Origin of the sequence: Nonomuraea diastatica (assembly GCF_004349015.1) — a bacterium.
Taxonomy (GTDB): Bacteria; Actinomycetota; Actinomycetes; order Streptosporangiales; family Streptosporangiaceae; genus Nonomuraea; species Nonomuraea diastatica.
This window is the reverse complement of record NZ_SMKP01000038.1, coordinates 37670-62114: the sequence shown is the minus strand read 5'-3', so window position 1 is coordinate 62114 and position 24445 is coordinate 37670. Positions and strand designations below refer to the sequence as shown.

General features: G+C 73.1%; 17 protein-coding genes. 6 read left to right on the top strand and 11 right to left on the bottom strand.

Going from position 1 to position 24445, the window contains the following annotated elements:
* The 4 genes from E1294_RS15820 to E1294_RS15805 all read right to left on the bottom strand — a co-directional run.
* Window positions 1-886 (bottom strand): condensation domain-containing protein (locus E1294_RS15820; protein ID WP_246083043.1); only part of this gene is annotated, 886 nt, incomplete at its 3' end.
* A 48-nt stretch (window positions 887-934) separates the two neighbouring features.
* Window positions 935-2401, bottom strand: a complete 1467-nt coding sequence (locus E1294_RS15815) for a class I adenylate-forming enzyme family protein (RefSeq protein ID WP_246083042.1) — start codon at window positions 2399-2401, stop codon at window positions 935-937.
* 315 nt (window positions 2402-2716) lie between these two features.
* On the bottom strand, window positions 2717-3103 hold the full coding sequence (locus tag E1294_RS15810; protein WP_132509208.1) for a hypothetical protein: 387 nt from the start codon (window positions 3101-3103) through the stop codon (window positions 2717-2719).
* 210 nt (window positions 3104-3313) lie between these two features.
* On the bottom strand, window positions 3314-3706 hold the full coding sequence (locus E1294_RS15805; RefSeq protein ID WP_220447763.1) for a muconolactone Delta-isomerase family protein: 393 nt from the start codon (window positions 3704-3706) through the stop codon (window positions 3314-3316).
* A 177-nt stretch (window positions 3707-3883) separates the two neighbouring features.
* Between E1294_RS15805 and E1294_RS15800 the strand changes: the two genes are divergently transcribed.
* From E1294_RS15800 to E1294_RS15790, 3 genes are all read left to right on the top strand, one after another.
* Window positions 3884-4603, top strand: coding sequence for a PIG-L deacetylase family protein (locus E1294_RS15800; RefSeq protein WP_132509206.1), 720 nt, complete (start codon window positions 3884-3886; stop codon window positions 4601-4603).
* Complete coding sequence (locus tag E1294_RS15795) at window positions 4600-5295, top strand: 4-carboxy-4-hydroxy-2-oxoadipate aldolase/oxaloacetate decarboxylase (protein WP_132509204.1); 696 nt, start codon at window positions 4600-4602, stop codon at window positions 5293-5295. The genes E1294_RS15800 and E1294_RS15795 overlap by 4 nt, the downstream gene beginning before the upstream one ends.
* Before the next feature lie 87 nt (window positions 5296-5382).
* Window positions 5383-6654 carry a polysaccharide deacetylase family protein gene (locus tag E1294_RS15790; RefSeq protein WP_165977313.1) on the top strand — a complete coding sequence of 424 codons (1272 nt, stop codon included), beginning with the start codon at window positions 5383-5385 and terminating at the stop codon, window positions 6652-6654.
* Here the strand turns inward: E1294_RS15790 and E1294_RS15785 are convergent.
* The gene (locus tag E1294_RS15785; protein ID WP_132509200.1) at window positions 6621-7661 is read right to left on the bottom strand and encodes a glycosyltransferase family 4 protein; all 1041 of its coding nucleotides are present in this window, start codon (window positions 7659-7661) and stop codon (window positions 6621-6623) included. The two genes, E1294_RS15790 and E1294_RS15785, sit on opposite strands and share 34 nt — an antisense overlap.
* Window positions 7658-10471, bottom strand: coding sequence for a methyltransferase domain-containing protein (locus tag E1294_RS15780; RefSeq protein ID WP_132509198.1), 2814 nt, complete (start codon window positions 10469-10471; stop codon window positions 7658-7660). Before E1294_RS15780 ends, E1294_RS15785 begins: the two co-directional genes overlap by 4 nt.
* A gap of 92 nt (window positions 10472-10563) precedes the next feature.
* On the opposite strand from E1294_RS15780, the gene E1294_RS15775 reads away from it, so the two are divergent.
* Window positions 10564-11670 carry a D-glucuronyl C5-epimerase family protein gene (locus tag E1294_RS15775; RefSeq protein WP_165977312.1) on the top strand — a complete coding sequence of 369 codons (1107 nt, stop codon included), beginning with the start codon at window positions 10564-10566 and terminating at the stop codon, window positions 11668-11670.
* 39 nt (window positions 11671-11709) lie between these two features.
* A complete protein-coding gene (locus tag E1294_RS15770; protein WP_132509194.1) occupies window positions 11710-12729 on the top strand; it encodes an LCP family protein in 1020 nt (339 codons plus the stop codon).
* A 7-nt stretch (window positions 12730-12736) separates the two neighbouring features.
* Here E1294_RS15770 and E1294_RS15765 read toward each other — a convergent pair whose 3' ends face one another.
* From E1294_RS15765 to E1294_RS15745, 5 genes are all read right to left on the bottom strand, one after another.
* Window positions 12737-15787: a WD40 repeat domain-containing serine/threonine protein kinase gene (locus E1294_RS15765; protein ID WP_132509192.1), complete on the bottom strand. Its 3051-nt coding sequence runs from the start codon at window positions 15785-15787 to the stop codon at window positions 12737-12739.
* Between the two features lie 165 nt (window positions 15788-15952).
* Window positions 15953-16999, bottom strand: a complete 1047-nt coding sequence (locus E1294_RS15760; protein WP_132509190.1) for a class I SAM-dependent methyltransferase — start codon at window positions 16997-16999, stop codon at window positions 15953-15955.
* 113 nt (window positions 17000-17112) lie between these two features.
* Entirely contained in the window at window positions 17113-18165 is a 1053-nt protein-coding gene (locus tag E1294_RS15755; protein WP_132509187.1) for an aldo/keto reductase, read from the bottom strand.
* A gap of 70 nt (window positions 18166-18235) precedes the next feature.
* Window positions 18236-20038: a DJ-1/PfpI family protein gene (locus E1294_RS15750; RefSeq protein WP_132509185.1), complete on the bottom strand. Its 1803-nt coding sequence runs from the start codon at window positions 20036-20038 to the stop codon at window positions 18236-18238.
* 130 nt (window positions 20039-20168) lie between these two features.
* Entirely contained in the window at window positions 20169-23114 is a 2946-nt protein-coding gene (locus tag E1294_RS15745) for a helix-turn-helix transcriptional regulator (RefSeq protein WP_165977311.1), read from the bottom strand.
* Window positions 23115-23529: 415 nt separating this feature from the next.
* On the opposite strand from E1294_RS15745, the gene E1294_RS15740 reads away from it, so the two are divergent.
* On the top strand, window positions 23530-24342 hold the full coding sequence (locus tag E1294_RS15740; protein ID WP_132509181.1) for an SDR family NAD(P)-dependent oxidoreductase: 813 nt from the start codon (window positions 23530-23532) through the stop codon (window positions 24340-24342).
* Window positions 24343-24445 lie beyond the last annotated feature (103 nt).

Below are 24445 nucleotides of genomic sequence, written 5' to 3'. Positions count from 1 at the left end.
CGGCACGGCTCTCAGCGCCGCCCTCAGCCCTGCCCCCAGCTCCGCCCCCGGTGCCGCTTTCAGTACCGTTCCCTGGGTCGCCTTCTGGGCCGCTCCCCGTGCCGCCTCCTGAGCCGTACCGGAACAGCAGCGCGTGCACGGCGGCGAGCAGCACCTCGAAGGTCGTCGCGCCGGCCGCCCTGGCCACCTCGGCGGCGTGCCCGCCCAGCTCGTGGTCGATGCCGGCGTCGATCTCCACGCCGGCCCCGAACCGGGCCGCGGGACGCAGCGGGCCCGGCAGCACGATCCCGGCGGGCTCCGCCCGGCGCCGCGCCCAGAAGTCCGTGGCGCCGGCCAGCGCGCCCGCCACCCGCTCGTGCTCGGCGGCGGCCACCTCGGCGAACGACAGCGGTCGTAACCGCGGGTCGTCCCCGTCGCGCCGGGCGGCGTAGCAGCGGGCCAGGTCGCGCACCAGGATGTCCTTCGAGATCCCGTCGAAGACCAGGTGGTGGGCGACGAACAGCAGCAGGTGCCGCTCAGGCCCGGCGGGAACGAGGGTGAACCTGGCGGTCGGCCCCTTCTCCAGGTCGAACGGGCGGGCGATCTCATCCCTGACCAGCTGATCGAGGGCGTCGGGGGAGCGGCCGGGCAGGTCGGCGACCGTCACGGACGGCTGCGCGGCGACGGCCAGGCGAAGCCCGTCACGGTTCTCCGCGACGGTGGTGGCCAGCACCGGGTGCCGGGCGACCACGTCGGCGCACGCGGCGACCATGGCGGCCACGTCGAGGTCACCGTCGAGCCAGAGGACGAGCGGCATGTGGTACGCCGGGCCGGCGCCCATGCGCGCGCCGATCCATATGCCCTGCTGGGCGAACGAAGCGGGAAGGGTTTCCTGGCGGTGCGTCATGTGCGTCTCTCTGTTTCCATCCATCCGCTGGCCGGTCGCCACGGGTTCTCACGTGGAGCCGGCCGGTGGAGGCGCGTCCGCGGGGCCGAGCAGGTCGAGGAGCCGGGGCTTCACCACCTTTCCGACGTGGTTCTTCGGCAGCTCGGGCAGGAACAGCAGCCGGCTCGGCAGCTCGTGCCGGGCGAGCCGGTCCAGCAGGAACGCGCGCAGGTCCGCGGCCGTGACGGGGTGACGGGTGACGACGGCGGCACCGGGCACGCGGCCGAGCACCGGGTGCGGGATCCCGACCACGGCGGCCTCGGCGACCGCGGGGTGCTCGTACAGCGCGGCCTCCACCTGGAGCGTGGAGACCTTGTGCGCGCCCGACTTGATGACGTCGCTCTCCCTGTCGACCAGGTAGAGGTAACCCTCCTCGTCGAGGTAGCCGACGTCGCCCATGCGCACCCAGCCGTCCTTGAAGACGTCGTCGGTCAGCCGCCGGTCCCGGTAGTAGGCTCGGGTCCCGGCGGGGGAGCGCAGCCAGACCTCCCCCTGTTCGCCGGGCCCGGCAGGGCTGCCGTCCTGGCCGATGATCCTGAGCTCGCCGCCGGACGAAGGGCGGCCCACCGACGCGGGCCTGGCCGGATCCACGATCATCACGGTCTGCGCGGGGGCCGCCTCGGTGGAGGTGTAGTAGTTGACGATCGTCGCTTCGGGGAACGCCTCGGCCATGCCCGCGGCCACGGCAGGGGGCAGGCCGGCCGCGGTGGAGCCGAGGAGCCGCACACTCGACAGGTCGTACTTCTCCCGCACTCCGGCGTTGAGCAGCTCGATGGCCATGGCGGGCACCACGAACACCGTGCCCACGCGGTACGACTCGATCAGCCGGGCGAAGCGGGCCGGCGTGAAGAGCGGCAGGGTGAGCGCGGCCGGGCGGGCGTCCAGGACGTTGCTGAGCATGGTCTGGGCGGCGTTGCTGCCGATCGGGAACGCGTGCAGGAAATGTCGCGAGTGGGCGAGCTTGCGGCGCCGGGGGTTCGTGGAGACGCCGTAGGCGAGGTTGGCGTGGGTGGCGCCGACGCCCTTGGCCCGGCCGGTCGTGCCGGAGGTGTAGATGATCTGCGCCAGCGCGCCGGGGGTGACGCCGCGCCGTACGGGGGCGTCGTCGCCGTTCAGCTCGGCCGGGACGGCTCGCCATTCGCCCACGTCCGGAGGCTCGGCGCCGGAGCCGTGCAGGACGGCGGTCACGGAGCAGTCCGTCAGTGCGTGCCGCACCTCGGCGGGGGCCAGCCGGCCGGACAGAGGCACGGCGACGCACCCGGCTCGCATGACGCCGCACCAGGCGGCGGCGAAGTCGATCCAGTCCCGCTCGTCGAACAGCAGCCCGACCCGGTGGCCGGCGGCCAGTCCCCGGTCGATCAGCGCGTGCGCGACGGTGTTGGCGCGCCGGTCCCAGTCGCCGAAGGAGAGCTCCCGCGCTCCGGCCACCACGAGCGCGGGACGGCCCGGCTCCTCCTGCGCGCGCCGTGCGAGCACGTCGGGGAGCGTGAGCCCAAGGTCGTGACCTACCACGATCGTTCACCGAAAAGTTTCGACACCATGACCCGTTCCCTGATCGGCCACCCGCCGGTGCGATCCGGTGCAGCGGGTGTCCCGGACCGCTCTTCTCCGGCAGAATAGGCAATGTGAGGGCCGATGCAACAGAGAAAATTTTAATATGATGTCGAAACTTTCGGTTGCGCCGCCGGTCAGCGTGCCCGGTGACCCGGAAACCGGACGGTCAAGCCGGGCTCAGCGCGTCGGTGGGGGCGCCGAGCCGCTGGTACGGACGGCCACGACCGGGCCGAGGGATCAGCGGTGCCTGACCTTTCTCAGGCCGTGGGTCCCGACGCGGTGGCGGCAGCCGTCCCAGGCGATGCGGCCCAGGTTGATGTGGCCGGTGCAGAGCCGGAAACCGGTGATCCTGGTGAGCCAGGTGCGGCGCGTGCGGCAGCCGCCCTGGGGAGCCTGGGCGGTCCACGCCTGGTCGCGGGTGGTGGTGTACTCGGCCTTGATGGAGGTGTCGTCGCGGACCTTGTCGCACACGGTGATCCGTTTGCGGTCGGCGTCCACGAGGACGGAGCCCTCGGGCGCGTCGTAGGTGGCCACCCGGGGCCCGTCGACCGCCAGGGCGGGGGTGGCGGCCAGAGCGAGTGTCGCCGCGGTCGCCACGGTCGCGGTGAGGACGCGCTCGAGCATGTCTGACTCCTTGTCCGCAAGAGCCCGGAGCGCTCGCCGTGTCGTGGGTGTTGGTTCCGCTCCGGGAAGAAAGGCGTGAACTCACCCACTGTGACCGCCCATGGGGGGAGAAGTCCTGCAGGTCGGCGCCCTCCCGAGAGGGCTTGGCCAACACTTGGCCGGTCCGGCGGACGGCCCCGGTGCTCTATGCCAGGAGCAGGACGGCTCGTGTCACTTTCGTAAGCCGCCCGGGAGAGCCTGCTTCTGCTCCTGCGGGTGGGTGGCCAGGGCCTCGACGGTCACGTCCATCCACTTCCACATCGGCAGCGACGTCAGCGCGTCGTGCAGCTCGGCCGGGTCGCCGGCCTCGTAGAGACCGACGGTGGCGTTGCGGCCGGGAACCCGCCACAGCCGCTTGAGTACGCCGGCGTCGCGCAGCTCCTGGGCCCGCTCGCGTTCGGCTCTGCGCAGGCGGTCGCGGGTGTGGTCGGGCGTGTCGGGCGGCAGCAGGTTCTCCGTGCGCACCAGGAATTCCATGGCTCTCCTGTTGACGGGCGACGTCGTGGCCCACCAGTAGAACCGGATGCACGAGCGCGTGTCGTCGGGCATCGGAACCGGCTTCACCGCGACAAATGTCCGATGTGGCGCCGGGCTCCCCTGCAGTAGGCGCCGGGCTCTAGGTCGAATGACGTAGTGCATGCCGGACGTCACGACGTTTCGGCACGGGCCGGGCACTCCTACTGTCCTTCGTGACGGTTAACGGATTTTTCGTGGTGAATGAGGACCAAAGGAGAGGCCGCGATGAGTTTGCTGGTGATCAGCGCGCACGCGGGCGACTTCGTCTGGCGCGCCGCCGGAGCGATCGCGCTGGCCGCGTCCCGGGGCGAGCGCGCGAAGGTGTTGTGCCTGACGTACGGCGAGCGCGGCGAGTCGGCGAAGGCCTGGCGTGCGGGCAAGACGCTGGAGGAGATCAAGGAGATCCGGCGCGCGGAGGCGACCGGCGCGGCCGAGGTGCTCGGGGCCGAGATCGAGTTCCTCGACGCCGGCGACTACCCGCTGCTGGAGTCGACGGAGCTGGTCGACCGGATGGTCCGCGTCTACCGCGAGGTCAACCCGTCGGTCGTGCTGACCCACCCGCTGTCCGACCCGTACAACCAGGACCACCCCGCCGCCGCCCGCATGGGGTTGCAGGCCCGGGTCCTCGCGCAGGCGATCGGCTACGACGCGCCGGGCGAGCCGCTGGGCGCGCCGCCGGTGTTCTTCTTCGAGCCGCACCAGCCCGAGCAGTGCGGCTTCAAGCCCGACGTGCTGCTCGACATCACGCCCGTGTTCGACACCAAGCGCAAGGCCATGGAGTGCCTGCCCGCGCAGCAGCACATGTGGGACTACTACACCGACCTCGCCAGACGCCGCGGCGTCCAGGTCAAACGCAACGCCGGCCCCAACCTGGGCCTGCCGCACACCACCATGGGCGAGGCCTACATGCGCCTCTACCCCCAGGTCACGGACGTGCTGGCATGAGGACGGTCATCGTCACCGACCCGCCGCGCGCCGACGGCGAGCAGGTCGCCAAGCTCGCCGGGTACGGCGTGGCCACCGTCCACGAGGCCCTGGGCCGCACCGGCTTCCTCGGCCCGCAGCTGCGGCCCACGCACCTCGGCTTCCGCATCGGCGGCACCGCCGTCACCGTGCTCTGCTGGCAGGGCGACAACCTGATGATCCACGCGGCGGTCGAGCTGTGCCGTCCAGGCGACGTGCTGGTCGTGACCACCACCTCGCCGTGCAGCGACGGGATGTTCGGGGAGCTGTTCGCCACCGCGCTGCAGGATCGCGGCGTACGCGGGCTCGTCACCACCGGCGGCGTACGCGACGTCGCCGAGCTGCACGCCATGGGCTTCCCCGCCTGGTCGGCCGCCGTCAGCGCGCAGGGCACCGTCAAGGCCACGCCGGGGTCGGTCAACGTGCCGATCACCGCGGGCGGGCAGCTCGTCAGGCCCGGCGACGCGATCCTCGCCGACGACGACGGCGTCATGGTCGTGCCGCGCCAGGAGGTCGAGCGGGCGCTCGACCGCGCGCAGGCCCGCCTGGACAAGGAGGAGGCCACGCGCGCCGCCTTCCGCGCCGGCGAGCTCGGGCTCGACCGTTACGGGCTGCGCGCCAGGCTCGCCGAGCTCGGCGTCACGTACGTCACCGCGGAGGAGTACGGCCTGTGACGGCCGGTTCGAGCCGTACCGGATGACCCTTCCCGCCGGCGGACCGGCGCGCATGGCAAGATGATGCGGCCGGGGAGGGGAGGACAGGTGCGTCGTGTGGTGGCGGCGGCGGTCGTGGCGGTCGCCCTGGCCGCGGGATGCGGCGGCCCTGGAACCCCGCCGGAGCCGAGCGCCGGTCCCACGAGCGCCGGGCCGGCGAGTGCGGAGCCGGGCGGCGGCGCGGTGGTCTCGCTCACCTTCGACGACGGCCTGCGGCGCCAGGAGCGGATGGCACGGGAGCTGACCGAGCGCGGCATGGCCGGCACCTTCTACGTCCACAGCACCCGCGTCCAGGCCGACGGCTACCTCGACCGGGCCCAGCTGGCGCGCATGGCGCGGGCGGGGCACGAGATCGGCGGGCACACCCGCACCCACGCCCGGCTGCCCGAGCTCCATCCCGACGAGCAGCGCAGAGAGGTGTGCGGCGACCGGGCGGGGCTGGCCGCGCTGGGCTTCACCGCGAGATCGTTCGCCTACCCGTTCCACGCCGTCGACGCGGCGGCCGGGGCCGTGGTGAAGGAGTGCGGCTACAACAGCGGCAGGGGCCGGGCGGGCGCCGCCGGGGAGCGCACCGCGCCGGCGGACCCGTACAACCTGAAGACGCCGCTGTCGGTCGGCGCGCGCACCACGCTCGCGCAGGCCCAGGAGTACGTGATCGCGGCCGAGCGGCGCAAGGGGTGGGCGATCCTCGTCTTCCACGACTACTGCGCCGGCTGCGGCCCGCTGGGGGTCGACCCCGCGTTGTTCACCGGGCTCCTCGACTGGCTGAAGGGCCGCGCGGTCGCCGTGCGCACCGTCGGCGACGTCATCGGCGGCGACGCGCGGCCCGTGCCGCCGGTCAGGGCCCCGTCGATCGTGCTGAACGCCTCGCTGGAGAACTATTTCGGCAAGGAGGGGCTCCCCGACTGCTGGCAGCTCTACGGGAGATCCGCGACGGCCGCGTTCGGCCGCGTGGCGGACGCGCGCAGCGGGCGCTGGGCCGGCCGCATCGAGGTGACCGGGAGCGACCCGGCACGGCTCAGGCTGGCGATCAAGCAGGACGACGGCTCGTGCGCGCCCCGGCCGGGCGGCCAGGCCCCGGCCCGGCCGCCCGGCCTGTCCGTCTGGTACACCTCGACCGCCCCCGTACGGTTCGCGGTCAGCACGCGGTCGGGCGACGGGGTGTGGTCGGGCTGGATCACCGGCCCCGAGTTCCCCGCCACGCGGACCTGGCGGCAGGCCACCTGGAAGCCCCGGCTGCCCGACGCCGCGGGGATCAGCTTCGGCCTGGTGCTGGCAGCGCCCGGTCAGGCCACCTTCGACGACTTCGCGCTGCGCTGAAGCACGTTCGCGAAGGCGGCCAGCGCGTACTCCGGGTGCGTGCGCTCGCGCACCAGCGAGGCCGTGCTCTGCAGCGCGGCGCGGAAGTCGCGGTCCGACAGCGCCTTGAGCGCCTTGGCCGCCGCGGCCGCCCAGTCGCCTGGCGGGTAGAGCGCTTCCTCGGGGAGGATCTCGGGCAGCGCCCCGACCGACGGCGCGATCACCGGGCAGCCCCGCACCAGCGCCTCGGCGACCGACATGCCGAACGACTCGTCGGTCGTCGTCGAGACGGTCAGGCCGCCGTTCGCCCCGATGGCGGAGTAGAGGGCGGGCATCTGGTCGTAGTCAACGCGCGGCAGCCAGCGGGCCGCGCCGAGGGCGGGCGAGGTGGCGAGCTTGGTGGTCAGCGCGGACACCTCGCTCGCCGGGGCGGTGTACCCGCCGACGAGCAGCGGCGTGACCCTGGGACGCGCGGAGGCGATCCGGTCGAGCAGGTCGGCGGCGGCCCGCCAGCGCTTGTGCCCGTCCAGCTTGCCGATCCAGGCCACCGGGGTGGAGCCGAGCGCGGGCGGAACGGTCTCGGCGTACCAGCGCTCGTCCAGGCAGTTGGGCACCACGCTGATCGGCGCCAACCCCAGCGCTCCCAGCTTGGCGCGCATGTACTCGCTCACGGTCACGATGTGGCCGGGGCTGACGGAGAGCTCGCCCAGGTAGGACAGGTTCGCCGTGGTGGTGTGCACCTCGAGGATCAGCGAACCGGGGGAGCCCGCGCGCTGCCACGCCGACAGGAAGCTGGGGCTGTCGATCACGACGAGCACGTCGGGCGCGGCCTGCCTGATGGCCGCCTCGCGAGCCTCGTCGGTGGCCGCCACCCTGGCCACGCCCGGCGGGAAGTGGCCGACCATGCCGTGGTCGGCCTCGTAGAGCACGCCGATCTCGAACTCGGCGGAGAAGTGCGTGTAGCGGTTGAGCAGCTGGGTCGACACACCGCCGAGCACGCCGTAGCGGTAGCAGAACAGTACCTTCACCGGCACTCCAGCAACGTCAGCAGCCCCTCGCGGCCCTTGCGCGCGACACGCTCGGCCATCTCGGAGTACGCGTCCACCCGGCACTCCCAGGTATTGACCGCGAGCCAGGCCCGGATCCCGGCGGCGTCGGGCGCCGTGCCGGCGACCTGCGGCAGCGCGGCGACGAACTCCGCCGCGGACTCGGTGACGTGGACGCCCGGATAACCGGCGCACTGCGGGAAGTAGGTCGTCAGCACCGGCAGGCCGAGATGGAGGTACTCGTACACCTTGATCGGGTCGACGGCGTCGGCCAGCGCGCCGTTCTTGAACGGGATCAGCGCCAGCGCCCAGCCGGTGCTGAGCTCGGCCAGCTCCAGGTGGCCGAGCAGCCCGAGCAGGCGTACGTTCTCCGGCAGCCGCAGGTCGGGCTGCTGGTGGCCGGCCAGCTCGAAGGTGAACTGGGGGTGGGCCCTGGCGGCGCGGAGCACCAGGTCCCAGTCGAACCACTTGTCCGTCAGATGCCCGAAGTAGCCGATCCTGGTGGCGCCGGGCCGGCGCGGCGATGGCGGCGCGGGGAAGGCCGGGTCGAGAGCGTTGGCGTTGACGCTCACTGGGCGGCCGCCCAGCGTCTCCATCTTCCTGGCCAGCGGCGCGGAGACCGCGGTGACCACGTCGGCGTGTGCGACGAGGTAACGCTCGAAGCCAGGGTGGTACCACTTCGCCATGCCGACCTTGGCGAACTCCTCCCAGTCGTCGCGCGCGTCGTAGATCGTCACCCAGCCGTGCGAGGCGGCGTGGGTCAGCGTCCGCACCATCGTCTCGTGCGGGAACGATGCGAACAGCAGCTTGCGCTTGCCGCCGAAATCCGCGCCCAGCACCTCGTCGAGCAGCTTGGGCGTGAGGTCGATCGGGCTCTGGAACAGCAGCGGATCGGGGTGCGACGGCAGCGGGTCGGTGTCGCGCCAGCGGTAGTAGTTGAAGAAGACCGGGCAGTCGCGGCCGAGGTAGACGCGGGTCAGGCGGATGGGCCGGTTGCCCCGGGCCTCCTGCACGAACGTGGTGCCCGAGAACATGAGCACCACCTCGTCGCCCGCGGCCGCCCTGGCACGGTCGATCCACTTGCCCAGCGCGATCCGTATCTCCTGCTCCTGCTGCGCCGGCGCGGTCGCCGCGGGCGGCGGCTCCGGGGCGGGGGAGGCGGAGGAGATCACGTCACGAGAGGGCGGGAGCGCGACGATCGTGCGGGTCGGCTTGGCAGAGGCGGCCGAGGCCGGCGCCTTCCTGGCCGGCTGTCCCGGATCGGGCCGTCCCGGGCGGCGCAGCTGCCGGTAGACGGAGAGCACGCGCCAGGCTCGCGAAGCACGGATCCTGCTGACCTGCTCGCGGTAGTCCGCCAGCCGGCCGGTCACGGTCTCCAGCTTGTCGCGTAATCGAGCGTTCTCCTGGCGCAGCTTCGACTCGGCGGTGACGAGCTTGTCCAGGCGGTGCTGGGTGAGGGAGTGGCGGTGCCGCTCGCCGTTGTAGACCGTACGGACCCTGGACAACTCCGCGCGCTGCGTCCGGTGCTCCTCGTCGAGCTCGGCGATGCGCGCGTGCAGGCCGCGCAGCGTCCTCGCGTGCGCGTCCTCGGCGGTCCGCGTGGCCTCACTGTGGGCCGCCTCCGCCGCCCGCAGGTCCTCGGCCTGGGCGCGGACGAGAGCGCGCAGCTCGTCGCGCTGGGCGGCGACGGCGTCGGCCGTCTCGCGGAGCGCATCCATGCCGGCGGTCAGCCCGTTGATCGACTCCAGCAGCCGGTCGCGCTCCTCCTGCGCGGCTCCGGCCGCCTCGCGCAGCAGGCCGAGCTCGGTCTCCGCCGCGCGCAGACCGGCACGGAGGCGGTCGCGGTCGTCCGCGAGCGTGTCGAGCCGCTCCTGCAGCTCGTTGCGTTCCGCGGCCGCGCTGCCGGCGAGCTCGGTGGAGAGCCGGGTGACGGTGTCCTGGAGCGCCGACAGCTGGTCGAGGACCTGCTGATTCGCGCCGCTCTCGCCGAGCCGCTCCTTCAGCTCGGCGTTGGCCGCGGTGACGTCGCGGTAGAGGCGGTTGGCCCGCGCCAGCTTGTCGCGCAGGCCGCGCGCCTGCTCCTCCAGACGCTCCTCGCGCCGGAGGAAGTCGGCCTCCTCCTGGCTGAGCTGGAAGGCGGGGACACCGAGCGGCGACTCCCGCCGTACGGCCACCGCGGCGATGTGCCGCTCCAGCAGGGTCAGCTCGCCGACCTCGAACAGGGGCTCGATCAGGCGGCGCAGGCCGGCGCGGTAGAAGGTGCGGCGATGGTCGTGGTGCGGCATCATCCCATGAGGTACGGAGACCAGCAGCGTCCCGCCGGGCGCGAGCACCCGGTGCAGCTCGGTCAGCACCGCCCCCGGGTCCGCCACGTGCTCCAGCAGCTCCCCGGCGACGGCCGCGTCGAAGCAGCCGTCGGGGAAGCCGAGGCGCTCGCCGTCGCCGCGCAGGAAGGCGAGCCGGTCGGCTGTGTCACCGGGTGTGTCGGCGCCCGTGTCACCGGCTGTGTCACCGGCTGTGTCACCGGCTGTGTCACCGGCTGTGTCGCCGGGCAGCCCGGCGGCCTGCCGGGCGGCGAAGGCGACGGCCTCCTCCTCGACGTCGACGCCGATCACGTGGTCGCCGCGGCGGGCGGCGAGAATGGACAGGGTCCCCTGGGAGCAGCCCAGGTCGAGGATCCGTCCCGAGGGAAGACGATCGAGCAGCCAGTGCAGCCGGTTCCTGGTCAGCTCCTGGGTCTCGGGGTCGACATCTATCCCGTTATAGGCAAAATGGACGCGATCGTGGTTCATGTGGGCTGGGACCCCTGAAGGATGATCAGTGAGGGCCCGACATTACCATTTTCACGAAATAGCCGTTAAGGGCGGTATGCATGGTGCCTGTGGTGCGTAAGCTCATCGTCGCGGTGATCGGCCTGGGCTGCCTGAGTGGTTGCACCACCTCGGAGCCGCCTGCGGCGCGCAAGCCGTCCTCGGTCGCGGCGACGCAGGCCCCGGTCAGCCTCCTGCGGGAGACCGTGTCCGGCCTGCGCGTGGACGACCAGCTCTACGTGCCGCTCGACGCGCTCGCCAAGCGGCTCGAACTGGCCGTCTCCACCGGCGCCGACGGAGTCGTCCGGGCCGAGTACGTCGAGGACGAGACCTCGCTGATCACGAAGCACGATCCGCGCGGCCCCTGGCTGCACTTCGCCGACGTGGACGTCACCACCTGGCGGCGCATCTCCGTCGGGCCGGACGGCATCCCGGTCAGCACGTACGACTTCGGCACCTTCCAGTATCCGGTCGAGGTCGTCCAGTACGGCATGGAGAACTACAGCAAGTGGGTCGCCACCGGTGACGAGAAGTACCGGCCGAAGGCCGAGACCGTGGCCCGCTGGCTGCTGGAGCATCAGGACGACAAGGGCGGCTGGCCGGTGCCCTTCGCCTACTCCTACCGCGACGGGATGGCGGGCGAGTTACGGGCCGGCTGGTATTCGGGGATGGCCCAGGGCATCGGGGCCGCCTTCCTGGCCAAGATGTACGGCAAGACCGACGAGTCACGCTACGGCGACGCCGCGCTGCGGGCGCTCGGCCCCCTGACGACCACGGTGGAGAAGGGCGGCGTGCTGCGCAGCTTCGAGGGGCACGACTGGTACGAGGAATACCCGACGCCCACCCCCACGCACGTGCTCAACGGCTACCTGTTCGCCCTGCTCGGCGTGTACGACGTCGGCGAGCTCATGGACGACGCGGCGGCGCGCGAGATGTTCAAGGAGGGCCTCGAAACCCTGGACAGGGTCCTGCCGCTCTACGACCTGTCGTCCAGGACCAGCTACGACCTCCTCCACTACACGCGGACCCCGGCCACGGCGCCCAACCCCGCCCGGTGGAGCTACCACGCGCTGCACGTCACCCAGCTGTCGGCGCTGGACGCGATCACCGGAGGGCGCTACCACACGATCGAGGAGCGCTGGCTCGGCTACCTCCACGGCAAGGCCCTTCCCGGCAACTAGCTGTACAGTCCACTGACCGATCTTGGGAGGTATCGAGGGATGCGCCGCTCGCTTCTCGTGCTGGGGGTATCCCTGGGCGCGCTGGTGGTGCTGGGAGGGCTCGGCGCCGGCGGGTTCCTCGTCTACACGGCCAGCCTCGACAGCGGCATCACCCGCCAGCCCGCGGCCCTGCCGACCTCGAAGGAGGAGGAGAAGCAGCGCCCGCAGCCCAAGCCCGGCCACGGCGAGACGTGGCTCCTGGTGGGCACCGACCTCAGGTCGGGCGAGCCCAGCACGGGAGACGCCGCCAAGACGGGAAACCGGCGGCTCGGCCCGCAGCGGACCGACACGATCATGCTGGCCCACCTGTCCGAGGACGGCGAACACGCCGCCATCGTGTCGATCCCGCGCGACTCCTGGGTGACCATCCCCGGCCACGGCCGAGCGAAGATCAACGCGGCGTTCCCCTGGGGCGGGCCCGCCCTGCTGATCAAGACCATCGAGAAGCTCACCGGCATCAGGGTCGACCACTACGCTGCGATCGACTTCAAGGGGTTCCCCGAGGTCATCGACGCGGTCGAGGGGGTCGACGTCGAGGTGGCCAAGACCGTGCGCGACACGCACAGCGGCGTCACCTGGACGGCCGGCCGCCACCACCTCGACGGCGAGCAGGCCCTCGCGTTCGTCCGGCAGCGCCACAACCTGCCCGGCGGCGACTTCGACCGGATCAAACGCCAGCAGGCGGTGCTGAACGCCCTGTCCGACCGGGTGCTGAGCGCCGGCACCCTGGCCAACCCGCTGAAGGTCGACGGGTTCCTGCGCGCGATCACCAGGTCGATCACCGTGGACGAGGGCGTGACGGCGTCGATGCTCAGGAGCCGGCTCGGCGACCTGACGGGGCTGGAGGACTCCGCCTTCTTCACGATGCCCACCCGAGGCACCGGCACGGAGGCCGGGCAGAGCGTCGTCTACCTGGACGATCGCAAGACCCGCGCGCTGAGCGACGCGATCAAGGCCGACCGGGCCCGCGACTACGTCAAGCGCAACGGCCAGGGCAACCGGGTGAAGCAGGTCCGCTAGCCGGCGGTCACTCGTCGCGGATGTTCCAGACGCGCACGGTCCAGTCCGAACTCGCCGAGACCGCGACAGGAACGCCGCCGGCCTCGCGGCCATCCGTGCCGCCATCGGTTTCGCCATCCCCGCCGCCGATCGGGCCGCTGACTCTGCCGGTGGCCAGCGCGTACACCGGGCCGGCATGCCCGCGGACCACCCTGCCCGCCGCCTCGCCGGTGCGCAGGTCCCACACGCGCAGCGACCGGTCGTCGCCCGCCGAGACCACCCGCTCGCCGTCGGCCGCCAGCGCCCGCACCCAGTCGGTGTGCCCGGTGAGCGGCCCGCCGACGGCGGTGCCCGTGATCAGGTCCCAGCGGCGCAGCGTACGGTCCTCGCCCGCCGACACCGCGACGGGACGGCCGCCGACCACGGTGGCGGCCACCGCGAGAACGGCGCCGTCGTGGCCGGTCAGCGGGTCGCCGATCTGCTCGCCCGCGGTGAGGTCCCACAACCGCAGCTCGTGGTCCTCGCTCGCGGAGATCACCACGGTTCTGCCGTCGACGGCGGCGGCCGCCAGCGCCCTGATCGGCTTGCCGTGCCCGGGCAGGGGCGGCCCCGCGGGCGCGCCCGCGGCGGCGTTCCACCGGTGCAGGCGCCCGTCGGCGCCCCCGGAGACGATCAGCTCGCCGGCGAACGTGACGGCGTTGACGCTGCCCCGGTGGCCGGTGAGCGGCTTGCCGAGCGCCGCCCCGGTGTCCAGCCGCCACCTGCGCAGCGACCCGCCCGCGTCGCCGCTGACGGCCACCGGCTCGCCGTCGAGCGTGCCCGTGGCCAGCGCCTTGATCTCGTCGGTGTGGCCGAGCAGCGGCGTGCCGACGGGCGCGCCCGTCGCGGGGTCGGACATCCTGACGGTCTTGTCGGAACCGCCGGAGACCGCCACCGGCCGGCCGCCCACGGTGGCCAGCGCGACCGCCCTGACCTCGTCGGCATGCCCGGGGTTGCCCGCGGCCACGGCCGAGGCGGTCCACGTGGCCAGGTCCCACGTCCGCATGGACTTGTCGGCGCCGCCGGAGAACGCGCGCGGGGCGCCGTCGACGACGGCTGCCGTCACCGCGGTGACGAACCCCGTATGCCCGGTGAGCGGGGTGCCCACCGGCTCGCCCGCGGTGTCCCAGCCGCGGATCACTCCGTCGCGGCCGGCGCCCAGCAGCGTCCACGACGTGCCCGACCGGACCGCCGCGAGCGAGATCACCACCTCGGGCAGGTCGCCGATCGTGCGGACCGAGCCGGAGCCGAGGTCCCACACCCTGACCGTCTTGTCGTCGGAGGCGGAGACGACCGCCTCCGGGGTGGCGGCCAGCGCCCGCACCCAGTCGGTGTGGCCGGAGCGGGCCGGGCCCGCGGGTTTGCCGGTGCGCAGGTCCCAGAACCGCAGCACGCGGTCCTTGCCCGCGCTCACCGCGACCGGCTCGCCGTCCACGGTGGTGGTGGCGACGGCGAGTACGGCGCCGGTGTGGCCGGTGAGGGGGCCGCCGATGGGGCGGCCGGTGGTGAGGTCCCAGATGCGTACGGTCTTGTCGTCGCTGCCGCTGACCGCGACGGGTGTGCCGTCGACCGTGGTGGTGGCGACGGCGAGTACGGCGCCGGTGTGGCCGGTGAGGGGGCCGCCCTTGGGGCGGCCGGTGGTGAGGTCCCAGATGCGTACGGTCTTGTCGTCGCTGCCGCTGACCGCGACGGGCGCGCCGCCGACCGTGGCCGTCGCCACCGCGCGCACCCAGTCGCCGTGACCGGGCATCGGCGCGCCGATCGGCCGCGCCGTGTGCCCGTCCCACCGCCGCAGGGTGCCGTCCTCGCTGGCCGTCACCGTGACCGGGCGGCCGCCGACCTCGGCCGCGCCGACGGCGGTCACGGCCGCGAAGTGCCCGGTGGGCCGCCAGCCGACCGGGCTGCCGAAGCCGGCGGCGGCCGACGACGAACCGGGCGGCGTCCCCGGGGCCTCGATCAGCCGGGGCACCAGCACCGCGCCCGCTCCGATCAGCGCCACCAGCACCGCCCCCGCCACAGTGAGCCGCCCCACGCCCCGGCGGGAGAACAGGGTCGGCGGCGCGGTGGCGGTCGGCTGCGAGACCGGGCCGGGGTGCTGCGCCTGGACCGGCCGGGCGGTGGCGGGCACCGGAGTGGGCGGCGCGAACGGCGTGTTCGGCCCCGTTGCCGGTCCTGTTGCCGGTCCAGGTGTCGGTTGGGCCGGCCACGTTTGCCCGCCCTGCTCGGGCCCCGCCGAGGGCACGATGAGGGCGTTGAGCACCTGGCGGGCGGTCGGCCGCGCTTCGGGCGGGCGTATCAGGCAGGAGGTGATGACCGAGCGCAGCGGCTCGGCGATCCCGCTGAGGTCGATCTCCTTCTGGCGCAGCGTGATGGCCATGGCCGCGATCGTGCTGCCGCTGAAGAGCGGCCGGCCCAGCGCCGCGAAGGCCATCGTCAGGCCCCAGCTGAACAGGTCGGAGGCCGGAGTGACCCGCTCGCCCGCCAGCTGCTCGGGGGACATGTAGGCCGGGGTGCCCAGGACCCCCGTGACGGTCACCGTCTTGTCGCCGAACGCGCGCGCCACGCCGAAGTCGATCACGTAGGGGCCGTCAGGGCCGAGCAGGACGTTGCTGGGCTTGAAGTCGCGGTGGACGATGCCGGCGTTGTGGATGGAGACCAGCGCCGTGGAGGTGTTGACGGCCAGCCGCATGAGCGCGGAGGCGTCCAGCGGCCCTCTGGCCAGGACGTGCTGCTGCAGCGACTCTCCGGCGATGTAGTCGCTGACCATGTAGAGGCGGCCGTCGCTGATGCCGTGACCCAGCACGCGCACCGTGCAGAACGAGGCGACCTTGGACGCGACCTCGATCTCCCGCTGGAACCGTAACCTGGACTCGACGTCGGACGCGTCGACCGAGTTCATCGTCTTGATCGCCACGAGCTGCTCGTCGTCGCCGACTCCGAGATAGACCGTGCCCTGACCGCCCTCGCCGATGCGGCCCGTGATCCGATAGTGGTCGACGGACCTGGGATCTCCGGGCCTGAGGGGCTGGATGTCCGGCACGAGTCTCCTGGGCGGGGGGCGGGCTGCGGCTGACCTCGATCATAGGGCCACAAGGTCCACCGAGGCAGGGACGATCACCATGGCACCCGCGCACCGCCCGGTGGCGCGGCGCGCGCGTGCCGCCCGCGCCCGCCGCGCCTTCCCCGGGCGCTCCCATGGGCCCTCCTACGGGCGCACCTCGTAGACCATGTTGAACGGCGTCCGCGCCGCCTCGCGGAACCGGGTGAAGCCCGCCTCCGTGACGACGTCGCGGATCGCGGCGCTCCCGGCCTGCGCGCCCAGCGCGTACCCGCCCGGCTGGGACAGGGCGCTGGGCACGCAGAGGAACGTGGACGCGCTGTAGTACAGCCGTCCCAGCGGGTGGAAGTTCTCCTCCACCCGGTCCGAGGCCAGCGGCTCCACCAGGAGCCACGTACCGTCAGGAGCCAGCGCCCCGCGCACCCGCCGGGCCGCGCCGAGCGGGTCGCCCATGTCGTGCAGGCAGTCGAACATCGCCACCAGGTCGAAGTCCGTGCCGCTGAAGTCCTGCGCGCCGGCGACCTCGAAGCCGACCCGGTCGGCCAGCCCGGCCTCCGCGGCCCGCTTGCGCGCCAGCGCGATCGACTCGGTGTGGTAGTCCGAGCCGAGAACCGTGGCGCGCGGGTACGCCTCGGCGAGCAGCAGCGACGACGAGCCCAGGCCGCAGCCGACGTCGGCGACCCTGGCCCCGGCGGTGAGCTTCGCGTCGACCCCCTCCAGCGCCGGGATCCAGTGCGGGATCAGCTCCGCCGTGTATCCGGCGCGGAAGAACGCGTCGCACCCGACGAAGACGTCCTCGGCGTGCTCGTGCCAGCCGACGCCGGCGCCCGTGCGGAACGCCTCCGTGATGCGCGGCTCCGAGCGGAGCATCCCCAGGGCGATGAGGAACGCCGCCGGCACGTTCGGGCCGCCCGGGTCGGCCAGGCAGAACGCCTGCTCCTCGCTCAGCGAGAACCGGCCGGTCTCCGGCTCGTAGCCGACGTACCCGCCGGCGGCCTGGCCCCGCAGCCACTCGGTCAGGTAGCGCGGGTGACATCCGGTGCGCTCGGCGAACTCCTCGGGTGTCGCCGGGCCTTCCGCGAGCGCGCGGTAGAGGCCCAGCCGCTGGCCGACCACGACCGAGCCGGCGGCCTCGGTGGCCGCCATGTCGGCCACGACCCGGCCCAGGAACTCGTTGACCTTCTCGCGGTCCATCCCCGTCTCCTTCCTGTCAGGCCGGCTTCCACCGGCCTCAAACCCCCAAGGTCGGCACATGCCCCGTCACGGCGGCGGCACGCGCCCACGGGCCGAGTTCCGGGTGCGGGAGGTCAGCCCGCGCGCAGGAGCGACTCGATCGGCGGGTTGACGCGGGCGAAGCCCTCCTGGCTGCGGTACGGGTAGTAGGGGTAGGCGGCCGTGGCGGTGCTCGCCGCGTCGAGCCTGGCCACCTGGTCGCCGGTGAGGCGCCAGCCGGTGGCGCCCAGGTTCTCCCGCAGTTGTTCCTCGTTGCGGGCGCCGACGATGACCGAGGCCACGGTCGGCCGCTGGAGCAGCCAGTTGAGGGCGATCTGCGGGACGCTCCTGCCGGTCTCGCCGGCGAGTTCGTCGAGGACGTCGACCACCGCGTAGAGGCGTTCGTCGTCCACCGGCGGGCCGTAGGCGGCGGTCCTGTGCAGCCTGCTGACCTCGGGGAGCGGGACGCCGCGCCGGATCCTGCCGGTGAGTCGGCCCCAGCCCAGCGGGCTCCACACCAGGGCGCCGACGCCCTGGTCGAGGCCGAGGGGCATCAGCTCCCACTCGTAGTCGCGGCCGACCAGGGAGTAGTAGACCTGGTGGGCGACGTAGCGCGGATATCCGTACCGTTCGGCCGTCGCGAGTGACTTCATGAGCTGCCAGCCGGAGAAGTTGGACACGCCGACGTACCGGAGCTTGCCGGCTCTGACGAGGTCGCCCAGAGTGGACAGCACCTCCTCGACCGGCGTGGCGGCGTCGAAGGCGTGCAGCTGGAACAGGTCGATGCGGTCCGTGCCGAGGCGGCGCAGCGCGTCGTCCACCACCTTGATCAGCCGGGGGCGCGAGGTGCCCGCGCCGTCCGGCCCTTCGTGCGTGGGCAGGCCCGCCTTGGTCGAGATGAGCGCCCGGTCCCTGCGTCCTTTCAGCGCCTGGCCGAGCACCTCCTCCGAGGCGCCGTCGGAGTAGACGTCGGCGGTGTCGAACATGGTGACGCCCGCGTCGAGGGCGATGTCCACGAGCCGCCTGGCCTGCGCCACGCCGGTGTCGCCCCACGCGCCGAACAGCTCGCCCTTGCCGCCGAAGGTGCCGGCGCCGAAGCTCAGCGCGGGGACCTTGAGGCCGGAGGCGCCCAGTTGCCGATGGTCCATGAGTCCGTCCACTTCATTAATGGGTCAATTGTTCCGTTAAGGATAGCACGCTAACGGAACTATGCGCCCATTAGTGGCGCGTGCGGATCCGGCGGAACGCCAGCCCGGCGACGACGGCCGCGGCGGCCCCCAGCAGCGCCAGCACCAGGGGCACGATCGTCGCCGGCCACGGCCAGGCGCTGCCGCTCAGCTCGACGTCGATCACCGGGTACTCCAGCGTCTTCGCCGTCCACCGGGCCGTCTGCACGTCATAGGTTCGGGCGATGTCGCGCAGAACCGGATCGAACGCGAACTCCTCCTCAGCGTGCAGGTACACCGGACGCAGACCCGCCACGGCGTCCACCGCCTGCCCCCGGGCGGCGTCCAGGCCGGGCACGAGCAGGCGGTCGAGCCCCTCCGCGGCGGCCGCGACCGTCGAGCGCGGCACGAAGGTCAGGCCGTGCCTGGACCGGAATGGCCCGTCGCCCAGCGCGACGGTGCGCCCGACCATGGCGTGCTCGGTGTACGAGATGAACGCGGAGGCCAGCTCCAGCTCCCCGATGCCATCGGCGACCCGGACACCGATGGACGAAGGCCCCGGATGGTAGGAGGCGTTGAGCGCGACCACCACGTCAGGCGGCTGGAGCCGGGACTCGGAGATCCGCGCGGGAGCGCCAGGGGAGTAGTGACGCCAGTGCACCCTGCGCGCCGCCTCCTGCGCGGCGTCGGGGTCGGCCAGCCGCTCGAGGACCCGGAGGGCGCCGTCGATGCCGGACAACACGCCGGCCGTGGTGATGAGGTTCCCCTCGTCGACGTACCGTACGCCGGTGACCCACCCGACGTCGCGGAAGTCGTCGCGCAGCCCGGCCATCCGCCACCAGTGGGAGGTCGCGGTCCTGCCGTCCAGCAGCCCGCTCGCCGCGAGCGTGCGCGCGCCGTTGCAGACGCTCATCGTCAGCGCGCCGGCGGCCGACTGCTCCCGCAGCCAGCGGGTGATCGAGCCGAGTTCGGCGGGGCTCGGGTCGTCCAGGGCGGGGACCATCACGGCGTCGAGCGTGTCGTTCCGGTCGCTCAGCAACCGTGCCAGCTCGCCGAAGGTCAGGTCGGGCACCAGATCCAGGCCGCCGGTCAGGGGCACCAGCCGGGCGCCGGAAGAGACGACGTAGGTGTTGACCCGGCCGGTGCCCGCCAGCACCTCGTACGGCCCGAGCAGGTCCGCCACGTTCGTGCCGCCGCCGCCGGCCAGCAGGGCCACCGTCGGCTTGGCCGGGTCGTGCGCCTTCGGCGCCGGCCGGGCGGCCACCGTGTCCGCCCCGGTGTCCGCCCCGGTGTCCGCCCCGGTGTCCGCCCCGGTGTCCGCTCCCGTGTCCGCGCGGGCCGTGTACAGGTCGCCGAACTTGCCGACCGTGTTCACCGCGGAGACCGCGCCGGGAAGCAGCAGCGCCGCCAGGACGATGGCCGTCCCGCGGAACCACCTGCCCCGGAACCTGAACCGGTGCCGGGGGTCCGCGTACTCCGCGCGCCGCCACACCATGGCCGCCGCCATGAGCACGAGCGGGATCACATGTCCGATGAGCGACACCAGAGCGGCCGGTAACACACCGAACCAGTAAGGGACGAGCAGCACCGGGAACGGCAGGAACACCGCCGATCCCATCTCGGCGATCCGCGGCCAGGTGTGCCGGCGCACCAGCATCCAGATCGCCACACCGGCGGCCATGCCGGCCGCCATGAGCAGGATGTAGACGTCGAACCGGCCGACCTTCAGCACCGAGACCCACAGGGGGTCGAGCAGCATCATCCCGAGGGCCGCCGCGATGACCAGTTCGAGGTAGTGCCAGACGAGGCGAGCGGCGGTGCGCGCCCCGCCGGGACGGCGTTCATGGTTCGTCATGCCGAACTCCTGACGTGAAGGACGTTGAGGCCCCTCACGCTAGGAAGCCCGGCGCACCGCCGAATCAGTGAAGTCGCCGGTCCGTACGCCGGTCCGCACGCCGGTCCTCGCGTCGGTCCTCGCGTCGGTCCTACGCTGGGCGTTCGGCGAGCACCATGCGCATGAGCTCGGCCCGCGAGGTGAGGCCGGCCTTCTGGAAGACCTTGCGCAGGTGGTAGTCCACGGTGCGCGGGCTGAGGAACAGCTGGGCGGCGATCTCCCGGTTGGTCAGCCCCTCGCCGACGGCCAGCGCGATGCGCAGCTCCTGCGGGGTGAGCGTGGTCAGCGCCCCCGCCTCGGGGGTTCGCGCCGACTCGCCGGTGGCGCGCAGCTCGCCCAGCGCGCGATCGGCCCAGGCGACCGCGCCGATGCGGCGGAAGGTCTCCGCCGCGCCGCGCAGGTGCTGCTGCGCCTGGGAGCGCCGCCGGTCGCGCCGCAACTGCTCGCCCAGCAGCAACTCGGTACGGGCCTGCTCCAGCGGGGCGTCGGCCAGCGCGTGCAGGCGCAGGCTCTCCGCGTAATGGGCCGCGCCGTCCTCGCAGACCAGCGCCCGGCAGCGCGCCGTGAGCGCGCCCAGTTCCGGAGAGGCGGTGTGCTCCGTCCACCGCGCGTAGCGGGTGGCGGCCACGGCGGCGCGGTCGTGCTCGCCGGCCCTGACCAGAGCCTCGACGAGATCGGGCACCAGGCCCATCGCCAGGTCGGAAGGCTGGTCGGCGTCCCACCCGCCGACCGCCTCGAAATGCCGCGCGGCCTCGCCGTGCCTGCCCGCGGCCAGCTCCACCAGCCCGAGGGCCCGCCTGGCGTACGCCGTCGCATCCGCCAGTCGGCGCTCGCTTGCCTCGGCCAGCACCTCCGCGGCCAGCTCACCTGCCTCGGGACGGCCGCGGATCGCGGCGCACAAGGCCAGCAGCCCACGGTTGCGGCAGGCCGTGTTCGGCTGGCCGACCTCGGCGGCGAACGCGCAGCCCTCCTCGGCGTGGGCCTCCGCCAGCCCGAGCCTGCCGCGGGAGATCTCGTCGGTCGCCTGGTATTCGAGGTTCCACGCGAGCGCGCCCAGCGAGCCGCCGGCGCGGGCCAGCCGCCCGGCGTTCTGGTACAGGCGCCTGCTCAGCTCACGGTCGCCGAGCCCTCGGGCGATCGCCCCTGCCAAAGTCATCGTGATCGGATCGGTGAGCGCGTCCACGCCGGCGGCGTCCCGTGCGGCGGGGCCCGGATCGTGGCCGGCGCGGACCAGGCAGGCGGCGCGCAGCAGCCGCAACACCGCGTCCTCAGGACTGTCCCGGCTGTCCATGCTGTCCCGGCCGTCCCAGCCCCGGCTGTCACGCTGGGCCCGGTCCCGGTCGTCCCAGCCCTGGTCCCGGTCGTCCCGGTTGTCCTGCTGGTGGTCCCGGATGTCCTGCTGGTGGTCCCGGTGGTTCTGGTCGTGGTCCTGTTGGTCCCGCTGGTCCTGTTGGTCCCGGTGGTGGTTTCGATCGGCCTCGCTGTCCTGGGTGTCCTGGGCGTTCTGGCCGTCCTGTTCCGGCATGCCCGCGTCGAGCCAGTCGGCGAGTTCGGACCAGGCCCTTGGCCGGTTGGTGCGGATTCCGAGGTCGCCGTACATCGCGATGGTCGGGGTGAAACGGCGCCGGTCGACCCGCAGCGCTCGCGGGATCCATGGCCCGATGAGGTCCATCGCGTCCTCGGGAGAGCCGGTGAATTCGGCCACCACGGCACGCATCGCGGCAACGGAGATCCGGTCCACCTCATCCAGATGGGGCTCGCGCTCGGCCCGGTCGAGCAACTCCCCGGCCGTGGCGGTGAACCCCCCGCGAAGGGCGGCGCGCGCCGCGGTCCACAACCGCCGCCCCCGGTGCGGGCCGGCTGCGGTGAGCTCGGCGGCCCGCGACAGCGCGGCCATGGCCGCCGCCGGGCCACCGCGCAGCGCGGCCTGCTCAGCCGAGCGTTCGAGCAGCTCCGCGGCCTCCTCGTCGTGGCCGGTCGCGGCCTGACCGCGGTGCCAGGCCCGCCGGTGCTGGTCGGCCGGGGCGTCGAAGGCCGCCGCGAGGGCCCGATGGATCGCCGCGCGCCGCCCCGGCGTGGCGCTGTGATAAATCGCCGACCGCATCAGCGGATGCCGGAACATCAGCCTCGGCCCGTCGTACGTCAGCAGCTCGTCGAGCTCCGCCCGGTGCAGCGGCCCGGTGCCGACGCACAGCTCGACGGCCGCCTTCTCGATCGTCTCGACGCTGCCGGAACCGTCGGCGGCGACCAGCTGCAGCAGCGGCAACGCCTCAGCGTGCCGGGCGCGGACCCGGGTCAGGAACGAGCGCCGCAACTCGTCGGTCAACGCCGGCGGCTCCTGCGCTCCTTCCGGCGGCAGCTCCTTCCCCGCCAGCTCCAGCAGGGCCAGCGGGTTGCCGCCGGTGGCGGCCAGCAGGTGGCAGTGCTCGCCGTCGGTCAGTCGCCGCCCGCCCGCGCGCTCCGCCAGCAGCGCTGTGGCCGCCTCCCCGCCGAGGCCCATGAGCGGGACCCTGCGCAGGTGAGGCAGGTCGGTGCCGTGGCCCTCGTCGGCCCGCGCGGCCAGCATCAGCGCGACGGGCTCGTTGTCCAGCCGGCGAGCGACGAACGCCAGTGTCTTGAGCGTCGGCTGGTCCGCCCAGTGCGCGTCGTCGACGACGCACAACACCGGCCGCTCCCCGGCCAGCAACGACAGCAGCGACAGGCCCGCCAGACCCACCAGGAACGGATCGGGCGGGCCGCCGTGCGCCCGCCCGAACAGGATGTTCAATGCCTGAGCCTGCGGCCCCGGCAACTCGCCGACCGAACCGAGCACGGGCATCAGGAGCTGGTGCAGGGTCGCGTACGCGAGATCCGCCTCGGGCTCGACGCCGACCGCGCGGAGCACCTGGAAACCGGCCGCCCGCTCCTCCGCGTACGACAGCAGCGCCGTCTTGCCGATGCCCGGCTCGCCGTGCAGCACGACCCCGCCGCCGTGCCCCTCCGCGGCGCGCCGCAACAACGAGTCCAGCAACTCGGTCTCGTCGGCTCGCCCCAGCACACGCCGAGCATAGAAAGCACCGGCACCCATGACAATCATCCCAAGCCGGGACCTTCTGGAACGTGGTGGCTCCCAGGGCGAGCAACCCTCCGGACCGCCCGGCGGCTTGGTGGGATGTGTCCTTAGTGGTGCGGTGGCTTTGTGGGGTGGTGGGTCGTTCGTGGTGCGGTGGCTTTGTGGGGGTGGTTAGTCGTTCGTGGTCAGGTGTTTGGCGTGGGCGGGGGTACCTCGGTGGGTCGGCGTCCCTGCGGGACGTGGTGTGGACGCTTCGAGGCGGTTGTTCTGTGCGGGCGTGGCGGGTTGCGCGAGACGGCGGGTGACGAGACCGGCGATCTCGCCGATGCGGAGTGAGGCGATGGGCTCCTAGCGTCGGTTGCGTATCGGACCTGCGAGACGCACCGGGGGCGAGGCCACCATGACGCGCGGAGCCTTGAGCGGCCGTACCGCCATCGTCGCCAGTGCCGGGCGCGGCATCGGTCGCGGCGCCGCCGCTACGTCATGCGCACTGAGCAGGGCGGGCGCCAGCGTGGTGCTCGCCGCCCGCGACGGCCAGGCCCTCGCCGCACTGGCCGCCGACCTCGGCGCGGCGGGCGGCCAAGCGGTCGCCGTCCCGACGGACCTGGCCAGCCCGGTGTCGGTGCGGCGGCTGGTCGAGCAGACGCTCGGCGCGTTCGGCCGCCTCGACGCCGCCTGCAACGACATCGCTGGATGCGATGCCGCCGCTTCTTGTGCCGCTGCCAGGTGTGGTGCCGGTTCCTGTGGTGCCGCCGGACGTGACTGTGCCGTTCAGGTGCGGGGTCTGTCCCTGGTGTTGAAGTACGAGATCCAGGCGATGCGCCGGAGCGGCGGCTGCATCGTCAACCTGGTGCCGTCCAGTGGCCCGCAGGCCGCCCTGATCGAGTTGACCCGCGAGGCGGCGCTGGACCTGGCCGGCTCGGGTGTCCGGATCAACGCCGTGGCAACCGGTCCGCCCGCCGGCCCGCGCGTTGGTCCGCCCGCCGGTTCGGTCGCTGGTCTGCCCGCTGGTGCGGGCGTCGGCTTGGGCGGCGGCGCTGAGGGCGTCGCTCGAGCAGTTCTGTGGCTGTGCTCGGACGCCGCGTCCCCCATCACCGGCAAGGCGCTGTACGTCCGCTCCGGACCCTGCTGCGACTCCGGCAGGCTCCCCTGCGGTAGTAGCGACCACGCAGGAGGAACGCTGGGCAGAAGGGGCGGTGTCCCAGGCCGGTGACCTGCTCTGGGTTTCCGCATCAGTGCGCCAGGAGGTGAGAGCCGTGTGAGCGTTCCGATGCGGAAAGTGACTGGAGGCGGAGGCGGCTCGTACGCTCGACAGC